This window comes from Vibrio sp. 03_296 (assembly GCF_002265885.1).
The window spans coordinates 1-24,183 of record NZ_NPKW01000137.1; the positions used below are offsets into that span (position 1 = coordinate 1).

A 24,183-nucleotide genomic window follows, 5' to 3' on the forward strand; every position below is an offset into this window, starting at 1 on the left:
GTCCAATGAGGGATGACTGCACTCAARGCAAAAACATGAAGAAAGTGATTACTCGGCATATCTATAGCGATGCCGTAGAGAGAGCAAATCAAATGCGGCTCTCTTCCTATGGCAAGAAGACTTATCGACGTCGAAGTGAAACAGTAGAACGGAGCTTTGCAGATGCCAAGCAACATCATGGTCATCGTTATGCTCGCTTCCGAGGTCTAGCCAATGTGCAAATGCAATGTTGGTTGGCAGCGGCAGCCCAAAACATCAAGAAGATAGCGTTGGTGGTGAACTATCTACGAAAAATGGGCTTAAATATGGCAGAAATAAGGCAGATACTTGCTTCTGTATACCCGTGTAATGAATGGAAACTTCTGCGCACGATATAACAAAAAAAAATCACGATCGCGACCTACGGTCGCTTCCAAAAAAGAACCCCACTTAAAAAGCGGGGTTCGTCATCAATCTGAGCGGCCTACTTAAAAGTAGGCCGTTTTTTCACCCTTTCTTGACCCTAAAATCCTTTCTATATCGGTTGTTTCTTTTTATTGGCATATCTTTTGCATTTTTACCGTTAGGTGATCAGTTTTCACTGATTTGATTGAGTTTTTGGGGGCATTATGGCGTCGGATCTTCTGAATGTAGGTACTCAGAGCGTACTGACAGCTCAGAGACAATTAAACACTACCGGTCATAACATTTCTAACGTAAATACAGAAGGTTATAGCCGTCAGTCGGTCATTCAAGCGACCAATGATCCCCGTCAGTTTGGTGGTTCTACCTACGGCATGGGCGTGCATGTGGAAAATGTTCGCCGCTCATGGGACCAATTTGCCGTTAATGAGCTTAATCTTTCCACCACCAACTTTGCCAACAAAGGGGATGTCGAAGCGAACTTAGAAATGCTTTCAAGCATGCTTTCTTCAGTGGCGTCGAAAAAAATTCCTGAAAATCTTAATGAATGGTTCGATGCGCTAAAAACCTTGGCGGACAGCCCAAACGATATTGGCGCGCGAAAAGTTCTACTGGAAAAAGCGCGAATCATCAGTGAAACCGTTAATGGCTTTCACGAAACCATTCGTCAGCAATACGATGTTACCAATAAAAAACTCGATATGGGTATCGAGCGTATCAACCAGATTGCGGTTGAAATTCGTGATATTCACCGCTTGATGATGCGCACACCTGGCCCTCACAATGACTTGATGGACCAACACGAAAAGTTGGTCAAAGAGCTTTCTGAATACACTAAAGTAACCGTGACTCCGCGGAAAAACGCGGAAGGTTTTAACGTGCATATCGGTAATGGCCATACGCTCGTCTCAGGCACGGAAGCAAGCCAACTGAAGATGATTGATGGCTACCCAGATGTTCATCAACGTCGCCTTGCAATCTACGAAGGAAAGTCATTAAAACCGATTAAAAGCGTTGGTCTAGACGGCAAACTCGGCGCCATGCTTGACATGCGTGATAACCAAATTCCCCATGTGATGGATGAACTTGGCCGCATGGCCGCTGGATTTTCTGATGAAGTGAACAAGCTGCAAAAACAAGGGCTAGATTTACGTGGCAATATTGGTGGATTGATTTTTACTGATGTAAACGCCGAAGTGATCGCCAAATCAAGAGTAGTGACGGCACCAGATTCTCAAGCCGAAGTGGCCGTTTTTATTAACGATTTGGCGTCGCTCAAAGGCGGTGAGTACGCGCTTCGTTATGACGGCAGTAACTATACGGTGACCAAACCATCAGGCGAAACGGTTTCCGTCTCTTTAGATTCAGCTAAGTCTGCATTTTATATGGATGGTATGCGTGTTGAAGTAAGAAACGAGCCCAAAGCGGGCGAAAAAATCTTATTGCGCCCAACACGTAACTCGGCAGCGCAAATGCAAGTCGCAACGAATGATGCGAGTATGATTGCCGCACAAAGCTATGAAGCCTCCACCAGTTTTGCTCAAGGAACCGCTCAATTTAACATTTTGGCAGCGGGTGATTTGCGCGAGTTTGAAGTGATTGTGTCACCTCAAGGCGATCAGTTTGCGGTGATTGACACTAAAGGCAACGTGGTACGAAGCCCGGAGCCTTATCCACCCAAAGGGCCGGTTTCAGTGACCTTGCCATCATCGCATCCCAGTTATAAAGAGGGCAAAGAGACCGTCTTTGAATTGACGGCTGGAGCGTGGGCAAATGACAAGTTTACCGCCAACCTTGTTCCGTCTGAAGGTGATAACGGGAATTTGCGTAAAATGCAGCAAATTCAATTGGATAAAAAGATGGATGGTAATCAGTCGACCATCATCGATGTCTACCACAATCTCAATACGAACGTTGGCTTACGCAACTCTACTGCAACACGGTTAGCCAATATAGCGCAGCATGAAAACCAAGCCGCACAAGAACGAATGGCCTCAATTTCTGGTGTTAACCTCGATGAAGAGGCGGCAAACATGATGCGTTTTCAGCAAGCGTATATGGCTTCGTCACGCATTATGCAGGCGGCCAATGACACCTTTAACACCATTTTGCAATTAAGATAGGGGAGCAGGTAAATGATTAGCCGTATCGCCAGTTTCCATAACTATCAGTCGGTGCAAAACGATTTGCGCCGCATGGAAAACAAAATCCATCACAACCAAGCGCAGTTGGCGTCTGGCAAGAAGTTGTTATCACCGAGTGATGACCCGCTTGCGACACACTATATTCAAAATATTGGCCAGCAGTCTGAGCAGTTAAAACAGTATCTTGATGCGATCGTCCTAGTACGCAACCGCCTTGAGCAGCATGAAGTGAATGTGGCTAACCAAGAGCAGTTTACAGACGAGGCGAAACGTACCGTGATGGAAATGATTAACGGTGCATTATCACCGGAAGATCGTCGCGCGAAACGACGTGAAATTGAGGAACTGGCCACCAATTTCCTCTACCTTGCCAATGCACAAGATGAATCCGGCAACTATACCTTCGCTGGCACCAAGCCAAAATCGCAGCCGTTTTTCCGTGACTATGATGGCACGGTGACTTATGCAGGGGATGACTACCAACGCAAAATGCGAGTGTCGGCTAATCTTGAAATGGCGATGAATGATCCTGGCAGTAAGCTGTTTATGGATATTCCGAATCCCTTTGGCGATTACGAACCAGAATATCAGTTGCAAAATGCTTCTGAGTTGTTGCTCGAAAAAGCAGTGAACGAAGATTATTTCGATAAAGCGACTTATCGCGTCACCATGGTTGATATGAGTAATGGTCGCTGGGGATACCAATTAGAAAAAGATGGCAGTGTGGTTGCCGCTGATGAGTTCAACCCATCAACAGGCATCCAGTATGAAGATCTTACGATTCAGCTCAAAGGCCAGATCCAGAAAGGTGACGTGATTGAGCTAAAGCCAAGAGAAACATTTTCTATTTTCGATAGCTTCAAAAATGCAGAGAAATACTCTGAAGCATCGGTGTCTGATGCCAATGCCACGGCGAAGTTGCACCAAGTAACGGAAGAATTTCATGCTGCCTTTATCCATCTCAACAAAGCGCGCACCGACATTGGTGCTCGCCTAAGTACACTGGATATCCAAGAGCAGCAACATGAAGATTTCAATCTCTCTTTAGCGAAAGCAAAGAGTAATTTTGAAGACTTGGATTACTCCAAGGCAATTATTGAATTCAATGAGAACTCACGCGCGTTGCAAGCTTCGCAGCTCGCGTTTGGTAAAACGAAAGATCTCACATTATTTAATTACTTGTAGTGAGCAAGAACGAACCGCCTCTGAATGAGATGACGGTATCGTGAGTGTGAACAACAGACTTTAGGAAACCTCTTGTTGGTTTTTCAACATTGATGCCTTATGAGCCATGCCTTAAGTGCGGATAACCAGAAAAACCTTGCCACCTCCCGGCAGACGTCTCTAAAAGCGGCAAAGCGGCAAAGTGGCAATGCCAGTAGATAGAGAGCAAAACAAAGAGGTTGAAGAAGTTGAAGGAAAAACATCACTTTGTAAGTGTATGTTTTCTTAGAAATAAGGCAGATAACAGTCTTGTTTTAAAAAGTTGGCACACAAATTGAATCTACTAAATCAGAAATGATTTACCGGTTCTAAAAACTGCCACCGGCGGTTTTAGCAAGTAATTACGGTCAGTGCTTTTCCATAAGAGAGTAAAGCTGGCCGCTTCGCACAAGCTTGCGAACTCGAAAGGAGAGCAAAATGGCTGTAACAGTAAGCACTAACGTATCCGCGATGACTGCGCAACGTTATCTAAACAAAGCGACAGATGAGTTAAACACCTCAATGGAACGTTTGTCATCTGGTCATAAAATTAATAGCGCCAAAGATGATGCGGCCGGTTTGCAAATTTCTAACCGCTTAACCGCTCAGTCTCGTGGCCTAGATGTGGCGATGCGTAATGCCAACGATGGTATCTCTATCGCTCAAACCGCCGAAGGGGCGATGAATGAAGCGACGGCAGTCTTGCAGCGTATGCGTGACTTGTCGATTCAATCCGCAAACGGTACCAACTCAACGTCTGAGCGCCAAGCGATTCATGAAGAAGCGAGTGCTCTACAAGACGAGATTAACCGTATTGCTGAAACCACATCGTTTGGTGGACGACGTCTACTGAACGGCACCTTCGGTGATGCAGCATTCCAGATTGGTTCTAACTCTGGTGAAGCGATGATTATGGGCTTAACCAGTATCCGTGCCGATGATTTCCGCATGGGTGGCACCACCTTCCAGTCTGAAAATGGCAAAAACAAAGATTGGGAAGTGAGCGCGGATAACGCAGAGCTGAACATCGTATTGCCAGAGATGGGTGAAGATGAAGATGGCAATGTTATCGATTTGGAAATCAACATCATGGCGAAAAGCGGTGATGATATTGAAGAATTGGCAACGTACATCAATGGTCAATCGGACTACATCAACGCATCGGTAAGTGAAGATGGCAAGCTGCAAATCTTTGTTGCTCAACCAAACGTGAAAGGCGATATCTCGATTTCGGGTAGCCTTGCCTCTGAACTGGGTTTGAGTGACGAACCGATTGCGACAACAGTACAAGATTTGGATCTGCGTACCGTGCAAGGTTCTCAGAACGCAATTAGCGTTATTGACGCGGCATTGAAGTACGTTGATTCACAACGTGCGGACTTAGGTGCAAAACAGAACCGTTTAAGCCACAGTATTAATAACTTGGCGAACGTTCAAGAAAACGTTGATGCATCGAACAGCCGTATTAAAGATACCGATTTTGCGAAGGAAACGACGCAAATGACGAAAGCACAGATTTTGCAACAGGCAGGTACTTCGATTCTTGCTCAAGCAAAACAATTGCCAAACTCTGCAATGTCACTATTGCAGGGCTAATAGTAATCCTGTGTCTGCTGTGGTTCAGACGTGAGCTTATAGACGCAGGATGACTTGGCAAGCAGCTTTGCCGTGAATGAAGGGCTCTCTCATCTCTCACCTGCCTGACATTATTCGTGTAAAGTTGCTCGGTGCCGGAAATGTGTTCATTTCTCTTGATCTCCACATTGGCTCTGGCTACCAACCTAGCCCCGGTTCTCTCAAAGGAATAGGGGCTTTTTCTTTTTCTGCACAAACGCGTTTTTATACCGATGTGCGCCTACCAAGATTCCATCTCTCTTTTTAATCGCTTTGTCGATGAGTTTTTTCCATTGTGGCAATCTCATGCCTCTTGCCCCTCATCGGGATGAGATGGTTTTTGCCTTCTGGTCCCATGGCAAAGACGCGCAAAACTTTAGCGTTATTTTCTCTTTTTTCCTCGTTTTACTGCTTTGGTCACGAATTTTTCACCAAACGAACTTTTCTCAAAAAAATCGTCTTTTTCCTCTAAAGGATTTTCAAGCTGAGCCGTTAATAGAAGTAACTTTGAGAGAACTACTTGGTTTTCCGAGACGTCGGAAACCGTAATATCGGAAAATCAATTGGAGAATTCATCATGGCAGTGAATGTAAATACAAACGTAGCAGCAATGACAGCACAGCGTTACCTGAATAACGCAAACAGCGCACAACAAACTTCGATGGAGCGTCTGTCTTCAGGTTTCAAAATCAACAGTGCAAAAGATGAYGCAGCAGGTCTGCAAATCTCTAACCGCTTGAACGTACAAAGTCGCGGTCTAGACGTTGCGGTACGTAACGCCAACGACGGTATCTCAATCGCACAAACCGCWGAAGGTGCGATGAACGAGACCACCAACATCCTACAACGTATGCGTGACCTATCTCTACAATCAGCAAACGGCTCAAACTCAAAATCAGAGCGCGTGGCGATTCAAGAAGAAGTGACAGCATTGAACGACGAGCTAAACCGTATTGCAGAAACCACGTCTTTTGGTGGTAACAAGCTGCTAAACGGTACTTACGGCACGAAAGCAATGCAAATTGGTGCGGATAACGGTGAAGCGGTCATGCTGTCACTGAAAGACATGCGCTCTGACAACGTGATGATGGGCGGCGTGAGCTACCAAGCTGAAGAAGGCAAAGACAAGAACTGGAATGTGGCCGCAGGCGACAACGACTTGACGATTGCACTGACAGACAGCTTTGGTAACGAGCAAGAGATCGAAATCAACGCGAAAGCGGGTGATGACATCGAAGAGCTAGCGACGTACATCAACGGTCAAACAGACCTTGTAAAAGCGTCAGTGGGTGAAGGCGGCAAGCTACAGATCTTTGCTGGTAACAACAAAGTTCAAGGTGAAATTGGTTTCTCAGGTAGCCTTGCAGGTGAACTTGGCCTAGGCGAAGGCAAAAACGTCACGGTAGATACGATTGACGTAACAACCGTACAAGGTGCGCAAGAGTCGGTAGCGATTGTGGATGCGGCACTGAAATACGTAGACAGCCACCGTGCAGAGCTGGGTGCATTCCAGAACCGTTTCAACCATGCAATCAGCAACTTGGACAACATCAACGAGAACGTGAACGCGTCGAAGAGCCGAATCAAGGATACCGACTTCGCGAAAGAAACGACTCAGTTGACCAAGACACAAATTCTATCGCAAGCGTCAAGTTCAATTCTTGCGCAAGCGAAACAGGCGCCAAACTCAGCGCTAAGCCTACTAGGCTAATCGCCTTAACTAGACAGAAACCTCATTGGCTCGTGGTGAGAGATGAGCGAGTAAAGCCTGACTTCGGTCAGGCTTTTTTTATGCGCTATTATTTAGGGAGAAGTCACACTTTTTAACCCAACCAAAGAAATATTCAAAAAAACGAAAAATTCTCCTAAAGGTATTCTTTTGGTGGCCGTTAAAGGACTGAGAGAAATGAGATGTACCAAAGTGAGGTGAGAGACACGATGGTGCATCAGCAAAAGCCTAAGGAGATCATTTATGGCTATCAATGTAAACACTAACGTGTCAGCAATGACCGCACAGCGTTACCTAAACCAGGCCGCTGAAGGTCAACAAAAATCAATGGAGCGTTTGTCTTCGGGCTATAAAATCAATAGCGCGAAAGATGATGCTGCAGGTCTACAAATTTCTAACCGTTTGAACTCGCAAAGCCGTGGTCTCGACATGGCGGTTAAAAATGCCAACGATGGTATCTCTATTGCCCAGACTGCTGAAGGTGCAATGACAGAGACCACCAACATCCTACAACGTATGCGGGACCTTGCCTTGCAATCGTCTAACGGTTCGAACTCTCGTTCTGAGCGCGTAGCGATTCAAGAAGAAGTGTCAGCGTTGAACCAAGAACTTAACCGTATCGCAGAGACTACCTCTTTTGGTGGTAACAAACTGCTTAACGGTACCTACGGTTCTCAGTCTTTCCAAATCGGTGCTGACTCTGGTGAAGCTGTGATGCTTTCTATGGGTAACCTTCGTTCAGATACAGACGCGATGGGCGGCTTGAGCTACAAATCTGAAGAAGGCGTAGGCGCAGATTGGCGCGTAAGCGACAACACTGACTTCACTATGTCTTATGTGAATAAGCAAGGTGAAGAAAAAGAGATCACAGTCAACGCCAAAGCGGGTGACGATCTTGAAGAACTGGCGACTTACATCAATGGTCAAAACGATGATGTGAAAGCGTCGGTCGGTGAAGGCGGCAAACTGCAGCTATTCGCTTCTAACCAACGTGTAGAAGGTGAAGTGGAATTCGGTGGTGGTCTAGCGTCTGAGTTGAACATTGGTGATGGCACCAAAACCAACGTGAGCAACATTGACGTCACGACGGTTGCGGGCTCTCAAGAAGCAGTATCGATCATTGATGGCGCATTGAAATCAGTAGACAGTGAGCGTGCCTCTCTAGGTGCATTCCAAAACCGTTTCAACCATGCAATCAGCAACCTAAGCAACATCAATGAGAACGTAAACGCTTCGAGCAGCCGTATCAAAGATACCGACTACGCGAAAGAAACGACTCAGATGACTAAGACGCAAATTCTGCAACAGGCGAGTACTTCTATCCTGGCGCAGGCGAAGCAGTCACCATCTGCAGCTCTTAGCTTGTTGGGCTAATACAGCGGCGTGAGCTTAGCTGTACGGTAGTTTACTACTCATAGCTCATAGAGGTGGAAGGGAGATTGTTATGGAAATACCATCCTACACATCGAACATCCAGCCTTACGGCTTGCAAAGTGGCACAAAAGTTGCTTACGAAAAAAGCGGTGGCGTGCCTAGTGTATCGGTCGAAAAAGGCAACCCTTCATCGGAAACGGTGAAAAAGAACGACGTGAATCTAACGGTTGAAGCGGCAGTAAAAATGGCGCAAGCTCGTCAAGAGCTCAACCGAGAAGAGAAACTGAGAATGGTGGAAAAGATGAATGAATTTATCTCTTCCATCAATAAAGGGTTATCTTTTAGAGTAGATGAAGAGTCTGGGAGAGACGTAGTGACGATTTATGAAGCCAAAACAGGCGACATCATACGTCAAATCCCAGATGAAGATATGCTGGACGTATTTAGACGCTTAGCCGCGCAAGCTACCAGCTCTGGTTTGCTGGTAGACAAAGTGTAAGTCGTTATTGAGGTGATTTGATGAGTTTAGGCCCTTTGGGGATGTCTGGTGGCATGGATATCAACTCCATGGTCAGCAAAGTTGTCGATGCGGAGCGCGTACCAAAGCAGCAACGCATAGACAATGAGCGGGCCAGGATTGATAGCAGCATCAGCGCCTATGGTCGGCTCAGAGAATCTCTGGATACGATGAAAAATCTGATGGCGAACTTTCGTCAGGAGAAGGCTTTCGCGGTGCGAAAAGTCGATACGACTGACGATAGTGTCGTCTCAGCCACTGCAACTACCGATGCCATTGCAGGTAAGTATGCCATCGATGTGTTGCAGCTTGCACAGAGCCATAAGGTTGCTTCGGATGTATTAGCCGAAGATGACAAGTTTGGCCCGGGCAAGCTGCAGATTTCGCTTGGCGACAAATCGTTCGATGTCAACGTCAGCGCAGATTCAAAACTGGTTGACGTCGTGAGAGGCATAAACGGGGCAAGCAAAAACCTCGGAGTACGTGCCTCCATCATCAATGATGTCGAAGGTCCCCGCCTTATCGTCGCCTCGACGGTTTCAGGCAAAGAAAATCAAATCCGAATTCATGTGGATGCCGAACGAGGTAATCCGCTCAAAAAACTCGAATACAAAACCCTCGAAGACCGCGTTAAAGCACTGGAGCAAGCACGCCTTGCTGCAGAAGAAGTGATCAGCGAAAGCAAACCGGAAGAAACTGCCGTCGCTGACGGTGACACGATGTCTGAAGAGGCAGAACCGCAGGTCGACGAACAGGGCAATCCTATTGAAGCGGCACCTCAAAGTGAGGGTGACGAGCCTCAATTAGCCAGCGATACCTCTTTGGCGGAAGATGGCTCTCCTGTTGCAGAAGAAGAATCAATCAACAGTTTTGGTACGGCCGCCGCGCAAGCCGCTCAGCAAGCATTAGACGAAGCGAGCCAAGCAGCTGGTTTAATGCCGCAAGACAGCATTGGTGGATGGACGGAAACCGCGTCAGGTACTTTGCTGGATTCTTATCACCGCCCTGAGCTTGAACTTGATGAAGCGGCCATTGAAAAAGCACCAGACGTACCAGGATGGACGAATACAGCGTCCGGTACCTTGACTGATTCCTATGAAACCGTCAAAGAAGCGCAAGCCAAATTTGAAGCCGAGCAAGCGCGAATTGAGCAAGAACTCGCGCAAGAAAAAGCCAAGATAGAAGAAGAACTGGCACAAGAAAAAGCCGCGTTGGATGAAAAAGTAGCTAAAGGTGAGTTGACCGAAGAGCAAGCGAAGCAAATTCAGCGCGCGAAGTTGGAACCGCAGGAGCGTGAGCGCTTAGAGCGCATTGATCAAGCGAATGAGCAACTGAAACAAGCCCAGGAATCGTTTGATACCTACAGCGGCATGACGGAAGTGCAGCAAGGGCAAGATGCGATGGTGGTGTTGGATGGTGTTGCTCAGCTATCGAGTAACAACAACATTATTGAAGACGCCATTGAAGGGGTCGATCTCGCTCTCAAAGGGGTGACACCTAAAAACAAAGCCCCAGCAGAAATTGGGGTGGAGTATGATAGACAGAGTGTCCGTGATGACATCGAGACGTTTGTCGCGGCCTATAATCAGTTTTATCAGACGTCGAAAGCGTTGTCGGGTGTCGATCCTACGACCGGTCAAAAAGGACCGCTAGCTGGGGACAGCACGGTAAGAAATGCCGACTCTCGTTTAAAGAGTGTTTTCTCGACTCGAATAGAGAAAGCGCCAGAAAACCTCAAGTCGCTAACAGAATTTGGAATCACCACCACTCGTCAAGGTACATTGGAAATCAACTACGACATGCTTGATCGTCAGTTGAATAACAATTTCAATCGTTTGGAAGAGTTCTTTGGCGGAAACACAGGGTTCGCTAAACGTGTCGAAGATGCCATTCACGGTATCACCGGCGTGACCGGTTCTATTCGTACTCGTGAGAAAAGTTTATCGGAGCAAACTTACCGATTGGTTGATGAGCAAGCGGCATTGGATCGCCGCATGGGCAGTTTAGAACAGCGCACTCACTCGAAATTTACTGCAATGCAAGACGCGACCAGTAAAATGCAGGGGCAATTAGGCGCATTGATGAACGCTCTGGGATAATAACGCATGACTCAACTTTCTGAATTGCGTGATCTCGATCAGCTAATTTCTCAGGAATTAGAAAAAAACGAAATAAATGCTGAAGAATTGGTGCGTTTGGTCGATAACAGGGAACAGTTATTGCAAAACCTTCTGCAAATGCTGGTGGATAACCCACAGTTAAAGCATGAGGAAGAGTGGCAATTGATGCTCACTCGGACAAAAGCATTATTTGAACGAATGCAATCTCAGACCAGTTTAGTTGGCCTTCAACTACAAAAATTGAGGCATGGTCAGCGTTCGCTCCAACAATATAAGAAGTTTACGTAAAAGAGGAATACTATGCGCGGTTCATTACAGGCTTATAAAAAAGTGTCAGTGGATAGCCAACTCAGTGCTGCGTCGCCGCATAAAGTCATTCAAATGCTGATGGCAGGGGCGATCGAGCGTCTGATTCAAGGCAAAGCAGCGATGCAAGCGGGTAACATTCCAGTGAAAGGTGAGCGTCTTGGCAAAGCATTGGACATCATCATTGCACTGCGTAGCTGTCTCTCAATGGATGATGGTGGTGATATTGCACGTAACCTCGATCAGCTTTACGAATTCATGATCACGCAGATCTCAGGGGCGAATCACAAAAATGACCCACAAATGATCGACGATGTGATCGACATCATCCGTGAGATCAAATCGGCTTGGGACCAAATTCCAAACGAGTACCACAATCTCACGGCTGCGGATATTGGAATGTAATTCGATATCCATTCTTTCTACCGAGCTCACACCTCCTAATTGCTTGGTTGCCTTATTTTTTTATTCAAATAAAATAGAAGCCATTAGTAGCCCTGATGGCTTTTTTTGTTGCTGATTTTCCTGTTTTGTCTATCGTTAATTGAGTGATCTTTAAACAAATTGATCATTTTGATTTCGCATATCAAGGTTTGGCCGCAACACATCATAAAACAAAGGCAATAATCGGTACTTATGCAAGGTTTGGCAAAGCTGCTTGTAATAGAAGACGATGAAGCGAATCGTCTTAACTTACGCAATATACTGGAATTCGTTGGAGAGAGTTGCGAAGCCCTACGTTCTGATCAGATAGAAAATGCAGATTGGTCAAAGATCTGGTCAGGGGTTATCGTTGGTTTCGTCGACAATAAGTCCATCACGACTGTGATGGCAAAACTGAACTCCGCCCACCATATCCCTTTACTCGTGTTGGGGGATTTTTCTCATCCTGTAGAACACCTGCCGAACCTGATTGGTGAGTTGGAATTCCCACTCAACTATCCTCAGCTCAGCGAAGCGCTAAGACACTGTAAAGAGTTTTTGGGTCGTAAAGGCGTAAATGTTGTTGCCTCGGCACGTAAGAACACCCTCTTCCGCAGTCTTGTCGGTCAAAGCTTAGGTATTCAAGAAGTTCGTCATCTAATCGAACAAGTGGCAGCGACCGAAGCGAATGTTTTGATCTTGGGTGAATCGGGAACGGGTAAAGAAGTGGTCGCGCGTAATATCCACTATCATTCCTCACGTCGTAATGGTCCTTTTGTGCCAATCAACTGTGGTGCGATTCCACCAGATTTACTTGAAAGTGAATTGTTTGGTCACGAAAAAGGGGCCTTTACTGGTGCGTTAACCACGCGCAAAGGGCGTTTTGAGTTAGCCGAAGGTGGCACACTTTTCTTGGATGAAATTGGCGATATGCCAATGGCAATGCAGGTTAAGTTGCTGCGTGTGCTGCAAGAGCGTTGTTTTGAACGCGTAGGTGGCAACACCACCATTAAAGCCAATGTGCGCATTATTGCGGCAACACACCGCAATTTAGAAACCATGATCGACGATGAAAAGTTCCGCGAAGATCTTTTCTACCGTCTCAACGTGTTCCCCATTGAGATGCCTGCGCTTAAAGAGCGCAAAGAAGACATTCCTTTGTTACTGCAGGAGCTCATGACACGTCTGCAAGCCGAAGGGGGATTACCAATTTGTTTTACCCCTCGTGCGATCAACTCCTTAATGGAGCATGATTGGCCAGGTAACGTGCGTGAATTGGCGAACTTGGTTGAGCGTATGGTGATCCTCTATCCAAATAGCTTGGTAGATGTGAATCACTTGCCAACCAAATATCGTTACAGTGACATTCCAGAATTTCAGCCAGAGACGTCATCGTTCAATTCGATTGAAGATCAAGAGCGCGACGTGTTGGAAGACATTTTCTCAGAAAGCTTCGATCTGGCTACGAGAAATAACTTTGATGACCACTTCGATGCTCCTCAATCCTTGCCGCCTGAAGGGGTTAACTTGAAAGAACTTCTTGCGGATTTGGAAGTGAACATGATCAACCAAGCGTTAGAAGCGCAAGGCGGTGTCGTGGCTCGTGCTGCTGATATGTTGGGAATGCGCCGTACCACATTGGTTGAGAAAATGCGCAAGTACAATATGCAACGTTAGAAAGCGATTTCAGCGTCAACTTATTGTCAATCACCTAACGTATTGATAAAAAACAAAAATAGCCTGGCATGCATTTTGCGTGTTAGGCTATTCTAGTATTTGAGGCGAGATTTCGACAGCGCATGGATAATTTAACCAATCAATCCCACTTAGACTCGGTAGAAAGTCAGGTAGAACGTTATAAGCAAGTGCTTGATGTGATGCCAGCGGGAGTGATTTTGCTTGATACTCAAGGGGTGGTGCGAGAAGCCAATCCAGAAGCGCATCGAATTCTAGAAGTGCCCTTGGTGAACGAGCGCTGGTTTTCGGTGATCCAAGCTGCGTTCGATCCGCGCGAAGATGATGGCCATGAAGTGTCCCTGCGCAATGGTCGAAAAGTACGCTTAGCCATTTCGGCTTCTGCGACAGGCCAACTTATTTTGATCACGGACCTGACCGAGACGCGCTTGTTGCAATCTCGTGTGAGTGATTTACAGCGGTTATCTTCGTTAGGACGCATGGTCGCGTCTTTGGCGCATCAAGTTCGAACCCCGCTCTCTAGTGCGATGCTTTACGCCTCAAACCTTTCTGCTCCTAACCTGCCTAATACAACGCGAGAGCGCTTTCAATCAAAGCTGATGGATCGCCTGCAGGATTTGGAAAAGCAGGTCAACGACATGTTGTTGTTTGCCAAAGGTGGCGACAACAAAGTCATTAAACCTTTCACCATTGCTCAACTGGTTAATGAGTTTCAGCCCATGGTTGAGACAGCATTGAAAAGCAATCATATTGATTACGGTCAAGAGGTGGAAGAGGAACAAACGGTTATTTTAGGTAATGCCAACGCCATCGCTTCTGCATTGAGCAACTTAGTGATGAACGCCATTCAAATTGCGGGGAAAGAAGCTCAGATCGATGTGTTTTTCCGCCCAGTCAATGGTGAGTTGCGTATTTCAGTACAAGACAGTGGCCCTGGTGTGCCGAAAGAGCTGCAAAACAAAATCATGGAACCTTTTTTTACCACTCGTTCTCAAGGAACGGGTTTAGGTTTGGCCGTGGTACAAATGGTCTGTCGTGCTCATGAGGGTCGACTAGAATTATTATCGGAAGAAGGGGATGGTGCTTGCTTCACCATGTGTATCCCTTTGGAAAGAACTCAATCTGCAGATGCAGAATGAGCGCGTAACAACACTGGAGAATCAAGATGGCTCAAAGCAAAGTGTTAATCGTAGAAGACGATGAAGGTCTGCGCGAAGCGCTAGTCGACACATTGGCATTAGCAGGTTATGAATGGCTAGAAGCGGATTGTGCAGAAGATGCTTTGGTTAAGCTGAAAGCCAATCCGGTCGATATTGTCGTTTCTGATGTACAAATGGCAGGTATGGGTGGCTTGGCACTGCTGCGCAGCATCAAACAAAACTGGCCAAATTTACCCGTGTTGCTGATGACGGCGTACGCCAACATCGAAGACGCCGTGTCTGCGATGAAGGAAGGAGCGATTGACTACATGGCTAAGCCTTTTGCGCCGGAAGTCTTGCTCAATATGGTCAGCCGCTACGCGCCTGTAAAATCTGAAGACAATGGCGATGCCGTTGTTGCGGACGAAAAAAGCTTACGCTTATTGGCATTGGCGGACAAAGTCGCTCGTACCGATGCCAACGTGATGGTTCTTGGGCCTAGTGGCTCGGGCAAAGAAGTGCTATCGCGCTACATTCATAATGCTTCTCCGCGCAAAGATGGGCCTTTTATTGCTATTAACTGTGCTGCCATTCCAGACAATATGTTGGAAGCAACCCTATTTGGCTACGAGAAAGGCGCGTTTACTGGGGCGGTTCAAGCTTGTCCGGGGAAATTTGAACAAGCCCAAGGCGGTACCATTTTGCTCGATGAAATCAGCGAAATGGATTTGAATCTACAAGCCAAACTGCTGCGTGTTTTGCAAGAGCGTGAAGTGGAACGTTTAGGCAGTCGCAAGAGCATTAAGCTTGATGTTCGCGTCCTGGCCACCAGTAACCGCGATCTCAAACAGTATGTCTCGGCCGGCAACTTCCGTGAAGATTTGTACTATCGTTTGAACGTTTTCCCAATCACTTGGCCTGCGTTGTGTGACCGTCAAGGAGACATCACGCCACTGGCGAAGCATTTGGCAGAGCGCCATTGTACCAAGCAAGGCATCCCAGTGCCGCGTTTCTCACCAAGTGCGCTGGAGAAGCTGTTGCAATACCCATGGCCGGGTAATGTGCGTGAGCTGGATAACGTAGTGCAGCGTGCGCTGATCCTCAGTGAAAATGGCGATATCTCCCACGAGCATATCTTGCTTGAAGGGGTGGATTGGCAAGATGCCGACAGCTTGCAACATGTGGTGCAGCAGCAAGAACACATTGCGCCAGACATTAAGCCAGTCGCTCAAGCGGAGCCCGAAGGCATGATTCGCGGCCTGTCTGTGGGTGACAGCTTAGGCAGTGAGCTGCGCGATCAAGAGTATGCCATTATCTTGGAAACGCTGATTGAATGTCAGGGTCGCCGCAAAGAAATGGCGGATAAACTGGGGATTAGCCCCAGAACTTTACGCTATAAGCTAGCCAAAATGCGCGATGCTGGTATCGAGATCCCGGGATAGGATTTGAAATCTTGGTCAGATTGCCTGACTCAGGTAAACTGGCCAGCCATAACGGGCAATATGGCATGCTAATTGCTGTGTCAATATTACAGCAAAATAGTTAGTCAAACTTTTGGCTTAGAGGTAACGATGAGAATTGATGGATTTAACGGCGAAATGCGCGCCATGATGCTTGAAGCAAGCAACACGACCGCACCGGCGACGGGCGCGAAAGTCAGTGCCGATTTTAGCACCTTGCTAAATCAGGCCATCAATAACGTTAACTCACTGCAAAAGAGCTCAAGTGATTTGCAAACCCGCTTTGATCGCGGTGACGCGGATGTTTCTCTTTCTGATGTCATGATTGCGAGAAACAAATCCAGCGTCGCATTTGAAGCCACGGTACAGGTTAGAAATAAACTGGTCGAGGCATACAAAGACCTTATGAACATGCCAGTCTAATGTGGGTAGTAAACTGTGGCTGAAGAAAATAAATCAACCGATCTAGCACTGACTGATGATGGTTCCAGTAAAGCGTTAACCATGCATTCTGATATGGATATGGACAGTCAGAATCCAGATTTAGACGAGCGTAGCTCTTCTAAGTTTGATATGGCCGTGGGTGATTTAGATTTATTACGTCAGGTCGTGTTAGTCCTCTCTATTTCAATCTGTGTCGCTTTGATTGTCATGTTGTTTTTCTGGGTTAAAGAGCCAGAAATGCGACCATTGGGCGTGTTTGAAACCGAAGAACTGATACCTGTACTGGATCATTTAGACCAGCAAAAAATCAATTACAAATTGGATGGCAACACCATTTTGGTTGAAACGAGTGAATTCAATTCAATCAAATTGGATATGGTGCGTTCTGGTTTGAATCAGAGCACCCAAGCGGGTGACGATATCTTGCTTCAAGATATGGGGTTTGGGGTTTCACAGCGTCTTGAACAAGAGCGTTTGAAACTGAGTCGAGAGCGCCAACTGGGTAAAGCGATCGAAGAAATGAAGCAAGTGCGCAAAGCCAAAGTGCTTCTCGCGTTGCCAAAACAGAGTGTGTTTGTGCGCCACAACCAAGAAGCCTCCGCCTCTGTATTCTTGACCCTAAATACCGGTTCCAATCTCAAGCAGCAAGAAGTCGATTCGATTGTCGACATGGTAGCCAGTGCCGTGCCAGGGATGAAAACCTCGCGTGTGACCGTCACGGATCAACATGGTCGCTTGCTCAATTCTGGTTCTCAAGATCCCGTTTCAGCCGCTCGCCGCAAAGAGCAAGAGTTGGAGCGTAATCAAGAACAAGCGCTGCGTGAAAAAATCGACTCCGTTTTGATCCCTATCTTAGGCTTCGGTAACTATACCGCCCAAGTGGATATCGAAATGGACTTCAGTGCGGTCGAGCAAACGCGTAAGCAGTTTGATCCGAATACGCCCGCGACACGAAGCGAATACGCGCTTGAAGATTACAACAATGGCAACATGGTGGCAGGGGTGCCCGGTGCCCTGAGTAACCAGCCTCCTGCCGATGCGTCGATTCCTCAAGATGTTGCACAAATGAAAGATGGCTCGGTGCTCGGTCAAGGATCGGTACGTAAAGAATCGACACGTAACTTTGAACTGGACACCACCATCAGTCATGAGCGTAAGCAAATGGGTGTGATTAACCGTCAAACCGTCGCGGTCGCCATTAAAGATCGCGCCATCATCAATCCTGATACAGGTGATGTGACGTATACACCTCGCAGCGAGGCGGAAATTAACGCGATTCGCCAAGTGCTTGTCGGTACCGTTGGCTTTAGTGAAAATCGTGGTGACTTGCTCAACGTATTAAGTATGCCATTTGCCGAACCAGAGCAGGAGCAGTTGGCGGATGTGCCTATTTGGGAACATCCTAACTTCAACGATTGGATTCGTTGGTTTGCCAGTGCCTTGGTCATTATTGTGGTGATCTTAGTTCTGATCCGCCCTGCGATGAAGAAACTTCTCAACCCAGCGGGTGACGACGATGACGAAATGTATGGACCAGATGGCTTACCGATTGGTGCCGATGGTGAAACCAGCTTAATCGGTAGCGATATTGATGCAGGTGAGCTGTTTGAGTTTGGCTCTAGTATCGATCTCCCTAACCTACACAAGGACGAAGACGTGCTGAAAGCGGTTCGTGCCCTCGTGGCAAATGAACCTGAACTGGCAGCACAAGTGGTCAAGAATTGGATGGTAAATGGCTAACGAAATTGTAAACGGGAACGAAGACGGCTCGATGGATACACCAGAAGTTGATATCAGTTCGATATCAGGTGAAGAAAAAGCAGCAATTTTGCTGCTGAGTTTAAACGAACAAGACGCCGCCGGCATTATCCGCCACTTAGAGCCAAAACAGGTTCAGCGCGTGGGTAGTGCGATGGCACGCGCCAAAGATCTCAGCCAAGACAAAGTCTCGGCAGTGCACCGTGCTTTCTTGGAAGACATTCAGAAGTACACCAACATCGGTATGGGCAGTGAAGACTTCATGCGTAATACCTTGATCGCGGCACTGGGTGCAGACAAAGCCAACAACTTGGTGGATCAAATCCTATTGGGTACGGGCTCGAAAGGTCTCGATTCGTTGAAATGGATGGACCCACGACAAGTGGCGAGCATCATTGTTAACGAACACCCACAAATTCAGACGATCGTATTGTCTTACTTAGAGGCGGATCAGTCTGCGGAGATCATCGCGCAATTCCCAGAGCGAGTACGCCTTGACTTAATGATGCGTATTGCCAACCTTGAGGAAGTTCAACCTTCAGCACTGGCTGAGTTGAACGAAATCATGGAGAAACAGTTTGCCGGCCAAGCGGGCGCACAAGCAGCGAAAATTGGCGGCCTGAAGGCCGCTGCAGAGATCATGAACTACCTCGACAACAACGTCGAAGGTTTGTTGATGGAGCAGATTCGCGACCAAGACGAAGATCTGGCGACACAAATCCAAGATCTCATGTTCGTATTCGAGAACCTTATCGAAGTGGACGATCAAGGTATTCAGAAATTGCTGCGTGACGTCCCACAAGACGTGCTACAGAAAGCCCTTAAAGGTGCCGATGACGGTCTTCGTGAGAAGATCTTCAAGAACATGTCGAAACGTGCCGCTGAGATGATGAAAGACGACATCGAAGCCATGCCACCAGTGCGTGTTGCCGATGTGGAAGCGGCGCAGAAAGAAATTCTGGCCATTGCTCGTCGTTTAGCCGACAGCGGAGAAATCATGCTGTCCGGTGGCGCAGACGAATTCTTGTAATAACAGACAAGCCCCGAGTTGGGGCTTTGTTTCCTTAAGAACAATGAAAACTCAATCACTGAGTTTTACATGTGACCATTCAGAGGTAACCGATCCATGGCTAACGAGAGAAAACGTGGTTTTATCCGCCCTGGTGAAGACGATGCCGTTCCACAACCTCAGCGTTGGGGATTGCCAGATTACGGCTCTGAGGTGAACAAGCAAGCTAAAGAAACGGCGTTTAACTACGATCCTGGCTGGATGCCCGATTTCGAACAGCCGGAAGAAGACGATGTCCTTGAGTTGACCGAAGAGCAAATCGAACTGATCAAGCAAGGCGCTTATCAAGAAGGTTTGTTCCAAGGTCAAGAAGCGGGCTTTAAACAAGGTTTTGATAAAGGCAAAGAGGAAGGTTTTCAAGCCGGTCATGAAGAGGGCCTAGAGCAGGGCAAAAATGAAGGCGTTGAAGCGGGGCAAGAACACATCAAGCAGCAGGTTGATACCTTTATTAATCTCGCTAACCAGTTTGCTCAGCCATTAGAGTTGATGAACAACCAAGTGGAAAAACAACTGGTGGATATGGTGTTGTGCTTGGTCAAAGAAGTGGTGCATGTCGAGGTGCAAACCAACCCACAAGTGATCTTAGACACCGTGAAAGCCTCTGTTGAAAGTCTACCGATTGCCGGGCATCCCATTACGCTGCGCCTCAATCCTGAAGATGTCGACATTATCCGCTCTGCTTATGGCGAGGATGATCTCAACTTCCGCAACTGGACCTTACTCAGTGAACCAGCACTGAACCGTGGCGATGTACAAATCGAAGCGGGCGAATCCAGCGTGAGCTACCGGATGGAAGAGCGCATCAAGCAAGTGATACAGAATTTCTGTGGTAAGAATCGTCACCACGGAGGTGAATGATGATTGCACTAGCAGAGAGACTCAAAAGCTACAGAGTGCAAGGCTTGGGCAGCCGTCCAGTCGCCTCCGGTAAACTGGTGCGTGTTGTCGGTTTAACGCTGGAAGCGACAGGTTGTCGAGCACCCATCGGCAGTTTGTGTTTGGTTGAAACCATGACGGGCCAGATGGAAGCTGAAGTCGTCGGTTTTTCGGGTGACAATCTATTTCTGATGCCGAGCGAGCAAATCGGCGGCATTCTGCCCGGTGCTAAAGTGACGCCGTTAACCAGCGAGAGTGGTTTGCCCGTGGGCATGGAACTGCTTGGTCGTGTGATTGACGGTGTGGGCAACCCTTTAGATGGCTTAGGCCCAATTTACACTGAACATCGTGCTTCTTTTAATGCGGAACCGATTAACCCCCTTGCGCGCAAACCCATTACCGAACCGCTTGATGTCGGATTGAAAGCCATTAACGGTTTACTTACGGTGGGAAAAGGCCAACGTATCGGCCTGTTTGCGGGCTCTGGTGTGGGTAAATCGGTCACGCTAGGTATGATGACCCGTGGTACCACCGCCCAAGTGGTCGTGGTGGGATTGATTGGTGAACGTGGACGAGAAGTCAAAGAGTTCATCGAAGAAATTCTCGGTGAAGATGGACGCAAGCGTTCCGTCGTTGTCGCCGCGCCCGCGGATGCATCGCCGCTTATGCGCTTGAAAGGTTGTCAAACGGCACTGACCATTGCGGAATATTTCCGTGATCAAGGGTTGGATGTGTTGCTCCTGATGGATTCATTGACACGCTTTGCCCAAGCGCAGCGTGAAATTGCACTGTCGGTCGGTGAACCGCCTGCCACCAAAGGTTATCCACCTTCGGTGTTTGCCAAATTGCCTGCGCTGGTGGAGCGCGCGGGTAATGGTGGTCCGCAACAAGGCTCGATCACTGCTTTCTTTACCGTTTTAACGGAAGGCGATGACCTTCAAGACCCTATCGCTGACGCGTCGCGCGCCATCTTGGATGGTCATATTGTCCTTTCGCGTGAAATGGCTGATGCGGGTCATTATCCGGCGATTGATGTTGAGAAGTCCGTGAGCCGAGTCATGCCACAGATCACCACAGAAGAGCATGTGCTGATGTCGAAAGCGGTGCGCCAAGTGTTGTCTATTTGTCGTAAAAACCAAGATTTGGTGTCGATTGGCGCTTATAAACCGGGTACCGATCCGGCTATCGACAGTGCTTTCACATTGAAGCCGAAGTTGGACGAATACTTGCAACAACGGATGAAAGAAACCGTGCCTTACGCCATGTGTGTCAACATGTTGAAGAACGTGCTTGGAGTGCAGTAATCGATGGAAAACGCAATGGACTTTCTGCTTGAGCAGACCAAAGAGAAAGAAAACCAAGCGGTGATGGCGCTGAATAAGGCGAAATCGGAGCTGGAAGGTTACTACGCTCAATTGGCTCAAATTGAAAAGTATCGCCTGGATTATTGCCAGCAGCTCGTCGAGCGAGGGCAAAATGGTTTAACGGCCAGTCAGTTTGTTCATTTGCATCGATTCCTCGGTAAACTGGATGAAACGCTCTCTAAGCAAAAGCAAGCAGAAACACAATTTAAACAACAAGTTGAAAACTGTGAGCATTACTGGCTAGAAGTGCGCAAGCAACGAAAATCCTACGAGTGGATGATTGAGAAAAAACAGCAAGAGAAACTCAAAGCAGAAGCAAAGCGAGAGCAGAAACAGATGGATGAGTTCTCCACCTTGCTCTATTCACGGCGCTAAATGAGATAAGTGGCTTGCTTTTTGCAGGCTATTTTTTTAGCTCAATACCAAGGCTGGAAAGCGTTGGATTTTAACCCATTTTAGCGCGGCTAAGAGACTCGAATTATGAATGTGAATCTGCAACCCGTTTCCACGACAGCAAAGACCACCAGTCAAAGTGGCGAAAGCTTGGCTGCAACCGCCACTGCCGAATCGACGGGCGCCAAAGGTTTTTTGCAGACCCTTTCTGAAGTCTTCTCCTCTGGAAAAACAGAAGCGGACGGCAACGTCACAGCAAAAGCATCACAAGGCACTCCATCGGAAGGTGTCAAAGGGAGCAATGCTCTTGGTGACGCAGATGAGACAAGTGAGGCAAAGGTTAGCCCATCAGATAGCTCGGTTGATGAGGTGCTAGAGCTAGAATCAGAAGCCGACGTCTCTTCATCCCAGCGCGTGGCCGAATCGAAATCAGACCAAGACTCTTCAGCAGTACTTGGTAGCGAAGATGCCAAATCGAATCAATCGCTTAGTCGCGTAACTACAGACAGTGACGTATTGAAAAGCGCGCCTGCCGCAGCAAAAGAAACGGCGACACAAGAGGACAATGTCAAGCAAACGGTGATGCAGGAAGGCTCCAAAATTCTAGGCCAATTAGAACAGTCGAATGCGGCGCTTAAAGAGACGAGTGGCAAAGGCTTGCCACAAAATACATCGTCAGAATTGGATGAGAGCGCAACCTTGGCGGCAGCGGCGACTTCTGTGCAGCCACAACGTGGTGCACTCGATGACGATCAAGCGTTGATTGCGGCCCAACAAGGGCAAAGCTTGTCCCACTATTCCGCGCATCTTGATCAGCAAGCCGTGAGTCAAGCGCAACCTATTGATGCTGCCCATCAAGCTCAAATCATCAATGCACAAGTCGCTGAAACTGAGTTGCCACAAGATTGGCGTGAGGTGATGCCTCAAACTCAAGCGGGTCACCTGGCTAATAGTGCGGCACTTGGCAAGGATGCTCAGCCAAGTGCTGATATGGATCCCCAAGCGTTGATTGCCAGCAGCGCCATGGGCGTCAAATCGGTGAAAAATAGCGCAGCGTCGTCAAATGAAACACCACAAGTGTTGTCACTTGAGTTATTAGTGGTCATCGAGCAAAAATTAGCAGCGGCACAACCTTTAAGCGCGCCTGAGCAAAAAATTCTCGAGGGTTTGAAATCAGGTCAAATGGTGGCGGATTTCCCCCCATCAGAATGGACGACAAGATTACCTGTTATCGCGGCCACCACTCAGGCACAACTTACCCCTTCGGAAGGCGTGAGTGAACGACATGCCGCCATCGATTGGACATCACCTCAATCTGCTCAGCCAAAGCATCAAGATAACGCCGCTGCCAAAACGGCAGGCAGCGCGGCGTTAGCGCAAGCAGTGCATACAGCACTTGCTCAGCCAAATACAGCCACAACCGCCCCATTGAGCGCAGACAAAGCGGCTATGGCTCTGCCTGAAGGCATGACGGCGAATACGATACCAACCGCGTTTAATCCTGCCGCGTCTCCGGATGTGGCTAAATCTCAAGTGCAATCGATGCAGGCGGCATTAGCGGCGGCTGGCCTTGCCAGCGTAAAAGGCTCATCGAAGCAAACAAGTACTGAGACTCAGGGCGCTCAACCCACGACCTCTCTCTACAGTGCGCAGACAGTGACAGGACAAACGAGAGCAGAGAATGTCGCAGCGCAACAACCGCCAATGCCATTAACGCGAGAGTTAGCGAATGAGCAGGTGGCAGAGAAAGTGCAAATGATGATGTCAAAGAACCTCAAACAACTTGATATTCGTCTGGACCCACCGGAGCTTGGCCGCATGCAAATCCGCATGACGATGAACAACGACATCGCTAATGTGCATTTCACTGTCACCAACCCACAGGCGCGTGACATCATTGAACAAACACTGCCAAGACTGCGGGAAATGCTCGCCCAACAAGGGATGCAATTGGCCGATTCGTCGGTTCAACAGCAAGCATCTGGTCAGCAGCAGAGACAATACAGTGCTGATGGGCAAGGGAATGGACAACAAAACAGCAGATTTGCCTCTTCAAATGAGGAAAACCTTGAGGCTGACGTTAAACTTGACTTAAATGTCACATCAAAGCGTGATGGAATCAGTTTTTACGCATAAAATACAAATTGTTAAGT

At 47.7% G+C, this 24,183-nt stretch carries 21 protein-coding genes; all 21 read left to right on the top strand.

The window, feature by feature from the left end:
- A partial coding sequence (locus tag CIK04_RS17135; protein ID WP_176463364.1) for a transposase occupies positions 1-377 on the top strand: 377 nt, incomplete at its 5' end.
- A 231-nt stretch (positions 378-608) separates the two neighbouring features.
- On the top strand, positions 609-2,525 hold the full coding sequence (gene flgK, locus CIK04_RS17140; protein ID WP_097353690.1) for a flagellar hook-associated protein FlgK: 1,917 nt from the start codon (positions 609-611) through the stop codon (positions 2,523-2,525).
- A gap of 12 nt (positions 2,526-2,537) precedes the next feature.
- On the top strand, positions 2,538-3,731 hold the full coding sequence (gene flgL / locus CIK04_RS17145) for a flagellar hook-associated protein FlgL (protein WP_039548909.1): 1,194 nt from the start codon (positions 2,538-2,540) through the stop codon (positions 3,729-3,731).
- 456 nt (positions 3,732-4,187) lie between these two features.
- Entirely contained in the window at positions 4,188-5,345 is a 1,158-nt protein-coding gene (locus CIK04_RS17150) for a flagellin (RefSeq protein WP_011078330.1), read from the top strand.
- Between the two features lie 76 nt (positions 5,346-5,421).
- Positions 5,422-5,631, top strand: coding sequence for a hypothetical protein (locus CIK04_RS32760; protein WP_161782020.1), 210 nt, complete (start codon positions 5,422-5,424; stop codon positions 5,629-5,631).
- A gap of 309 nt (positions 5,632-5,940) precedes the next feature.
- Complete coding sequence (locus CIK04_RS17155) at positions 5,941-7,074, top strand: flagellin (protein WP_038939396.1); 1,134 nt, start codon at positions 5,941-5,943, stop codon at positions 7,072-7,074.
- 261 nt (positions 7,075-7,335) lie between these two features.
- A complete protein-coding gene (locus CIK04_RS17160) occupies positions 7,336-8,466 on the top strand; it encodes a flagellin (protein ID WP_038941261.1) in 1,131 nt (376 codons plus the stop codon).
- 70 nt (positions 8,467-8,536) lie between these two features.
- Positions 8,537-8,965: a flagellar protein FlaG gene (flaG, locus tag CIK04_RS17165; RefSeq protein WP_011079826.1), complete on the top strand. Its 429-nt coding sequence runs from the start codon at positions 8,537-8,539 to the stop codon at positions 8,963-8,965.
- A 20-nt stretch (positions 8,966-8,985) separates the two neighbouring features.
- Positions 8,986-11,082, top strand: coding sequence for a flagellar filament capping protein FliD (gene fliD, locus CIK04_RS17170; protein ID WP_039451086.1), 2,097 nt, complete (start codon positions 8,986-8,988; stop codon positions 11,080-11,082).
- A 6-nt stretch (positions 11,083-11,088) separates the two neighbouring features.
- On the top strand, positions 11,089-11,391 hold the full coding sequence (locus CIK04_RS17175) for a flagellar protein FliT (RefSeq protein WP_017790084.1): 303 nt from the start codon (positions 11,089-11,091) through the stop codon (positions 11,389-11,391).
- Positions 11,392-11,403: 12 nt separating this feature from the next.
- The gene (gene fliS, locus CIK04_RS17180; protein WP_011079829.1) at positions 11,404-11,814 is read left to right on the top strand and encodes a flagellar export chaperone FliS; all 411 of its coding nucleotides are present in this window, start codon (positions 11,404-11,406) and stop codon (positions 11,812-11,814) included.
- A gap of 231 nt (positions 11,815-12,045) precedes the next feature.
- A complete protein-coding gene (locus tag CIK04_RS17185) occupies positions 12,046-13,509 on the top strand; it encodes a sigma-54 dependent transcriptional regulator (RefSeq protein ID WP_017420599.1) in 1,464 nt (487 codons plus the stop codon).
- Positions 13,510-13,631: 122 nt separating this feature from the next.
- The gene (locus CIK04_RS17190) at positions 13,632-14,666 is read left to right on the top strand and encodes a PAS domain-containing sensor histidine kinase (RefSeq protein WP_017420598.1); all 1,035 of its coding nucleotides are present in this window, start codon (positions 13,632-13,634) and stop codon (positions 14,664-14,666) included.
- A 26-nt stretch (positions 14,667-14,692) separates the two neighbouring features.
- Positions 14,693-16,108 carry a sigma-54 dependent transcriptional regulator gene (locus CIK04_RS17195; protein ID WP_017420597.1) on the top strand — a complete coding sequence of 472 codons (1,416 nt, stop codon included), beginning with the start codon at positions 14,693-14,695 and terminating at the stop codon, positions 16,106-16,108.
- A 129-nt stretch (positions 16,109-16,237) separates the two neighbouring features.
- Complete coding sequence (gene fliE, locus CIK04_RS17200) at positions 16,238-16,549, top strand: flagellar hook-basal body complex protein FliE (RefSeq protein ID WP_011079833.1); 312 nt, start codon at positions 16,238-16,240, stop codon at positions 16,547-16,549.
- 15 nt (positions 16,550-16,564) lie between these two features.
- Positions 16,565-18,310, top strand: coding sequence for a flagellar basal-body MS-ring/collar protein FliF (fliF, locus tag CIK04_RS17205; RefSeq protein ID WP_038941259.1), 1,746 nt, complete (start codon positions 16,565-16,567; stop codon positions 18,308-18,310).
- On the top strand, positions 18,303-19,358 hold the full coding sequence (gene fliG, locus CIK04_RS17210; protein WP_011079835.1) for a flagellar motor switch protein FliG: 1,056 nt from the start codon (positions 18,303-18,305) through the stop codon (positions 19,356-19,358). Before fliF ends, fliG begins: the two co-directional genes overlap by 8 nt.
- A gap of 96 nt (positions 19,359-19,454) precedes the next feature.
- Entirely contained in the window at positions 19,455-20,255 is an 801-nt protein-coding gene (gene fliH / locus CIK04_RS17215) for a flagellar assembly protein FliH (RefSeq protein ID WP_097352789.1), read from the top strand.
- Complete coding sequence (gene fliI / locus CIK04_RS17220) at positions 20,255-21,577, top strand: flagellar protein export ATPase FliI (RefSeq protein ID WP_026130674.1); 1,323 nt, start codon at positions 20,255-20,257, stop codon at positions 21,575-21,577. The genes fliH and fliI overlap by 1 nt, the downstream gene beginning before the upstream one ends.
- Before the next feature lie 3 nt (positions 21,578-21,580).
- On the top strand, positions 21,581-22,012 hold the full coding sequence (fliJ, locus tag CIK04_RS17225; protein ID WP_013571300.1) for a flagellar export protein FliJ: 432 nt from the start codon (positions 21,581-21,583) through the stop codon (positions 22,010-22,012).
- Between the two features lie 105 nt (positions 22,013-22,117).
- On the top strand, positions 22,118-24,166 hold the full coding sequence (locus CIK04_RS17230) for a flagellar hook-length control protein FliK (protein WP_097352790.1): 2,049 nt from the start codon (positions 22,118-22,120) through the stop codon (positions 24,164-24,166).
- The last annotated feature ends 17 nt before the right edge of the window (positions 24,167-24,183 follow it).

Coding starts and splice junctions, on each gene's coding strand:
- CIK04_RS32760 (WP_161782020.1), top strand. CDS start 5,422: ATGAAGGGCTCTCTCATCTCTCACCTGCCTGACATTATTCGTGTAAAG.
- flgL (WP_039548909.1), top strand. CDS start 2,538: ATGATTAGCCGTATCGCCAGTTTCCATAACTATCAGTCGGTGCAAAAC.
- fliS (WP_011079829.1), top strand. CDS start 11,404: ATGCGCGGTTCATTACAGGCTTATAAAAAAGTGTCAGTGGATAGCCAA.
- flaG (WP_011079826.1), top strand. CDS start 8,537: ATGGAAATACCATCCTACACATCGAACATCCAGCCTTACGGCTTGCAA.
- CIK04_RS17175 (WP_017790084.1), top strand. CDS start 11,089: ATGACTCAACTTTCTGAATTGCGTGATCTCGATCAGCTAATTTCTCAG.
- CIK04_RS17150 (WP_011078330.1), top strand. CDS start 4,188: ATGGCTGTAACAGTAAGCACTAACGTATCCGCGATGACTGCGCAACGT.
- fliG (WP_011079835.1), top strand. CDS start 18,303: ATGGCTAACGAAATTGTAAACGGGAACGAAGACGGCTCGATGGATACA.
- CIK04_RS17195 (WP_017420597.1), top strand. CDS start 14,693: ATGGCTCAAAGCAAAGTGTTAATCGTAGAAGACGATGAAGGTCTGCGC.
- fliD (WP_039451086.1), top strand. CDS start 8,986: ATGAGTTTAGGCCCTTTGGGGATGTCTGGTGGCATGGATATCAACTCC.
- flgK (WP_097353690.1), top strand. CDS start 609: ATGGCGTCGGATCTTCTGAATGTAGGTACTCAGAGCGTACTGACAGCT.
- fliE (WP_011079833.1), top strand. CDS start 16,238: ATGAGAATTGATGGATTTAACGGCGAAATGCGCGCCATGATGCTTGAA.
- CIK04_RS17160 (WP_038941261.1), top strand. CDS start 7,336: ATGGCTATCAATGTAAACACTAACGTGTCAGCAATGACCGCACAGCGT.
- fliH (WP_097352789.1), top strand. CDS start 19,455: ATGGCTAACGAGAGAAAACGTGGTTTTATCCGCCCTGGTGAAGACGAT.
- fliI (WP_026130674.1), top strand. CDS start 20,255: ATGATTGCACTAGCAGAGAGACTCAAAAGCTACAGAGTGCAAGGCTTG.
- CIK04_RS17190 (WP_017420598.1), top strand. CDS start 13,632: ATGGATAATTTAACCAATCAATCCCACTTAGACTCGGTAGAAAGTCAG.
- fliJ (WP_013571300.1), top strand. CDS start 21,581: ATGGAAAACGCAATGGACTTTCTGCTTGAGCAGACCAAAGAGAAAGAA.
- CIK04_RS17185 (WP_017420599.1), top strand. CDS start 12,046: ATGCAAGGTTTGGCAAAGCTGCTTGTAATAGAAGACGATGAAGCGAAT.
- CIK04_RS17230 (WP_097352790.1), top strand. CDS start 22,118: ATGAATGTGAATCTGCAACCCGTTTCCACGACAGCAAAGACCACCAGT.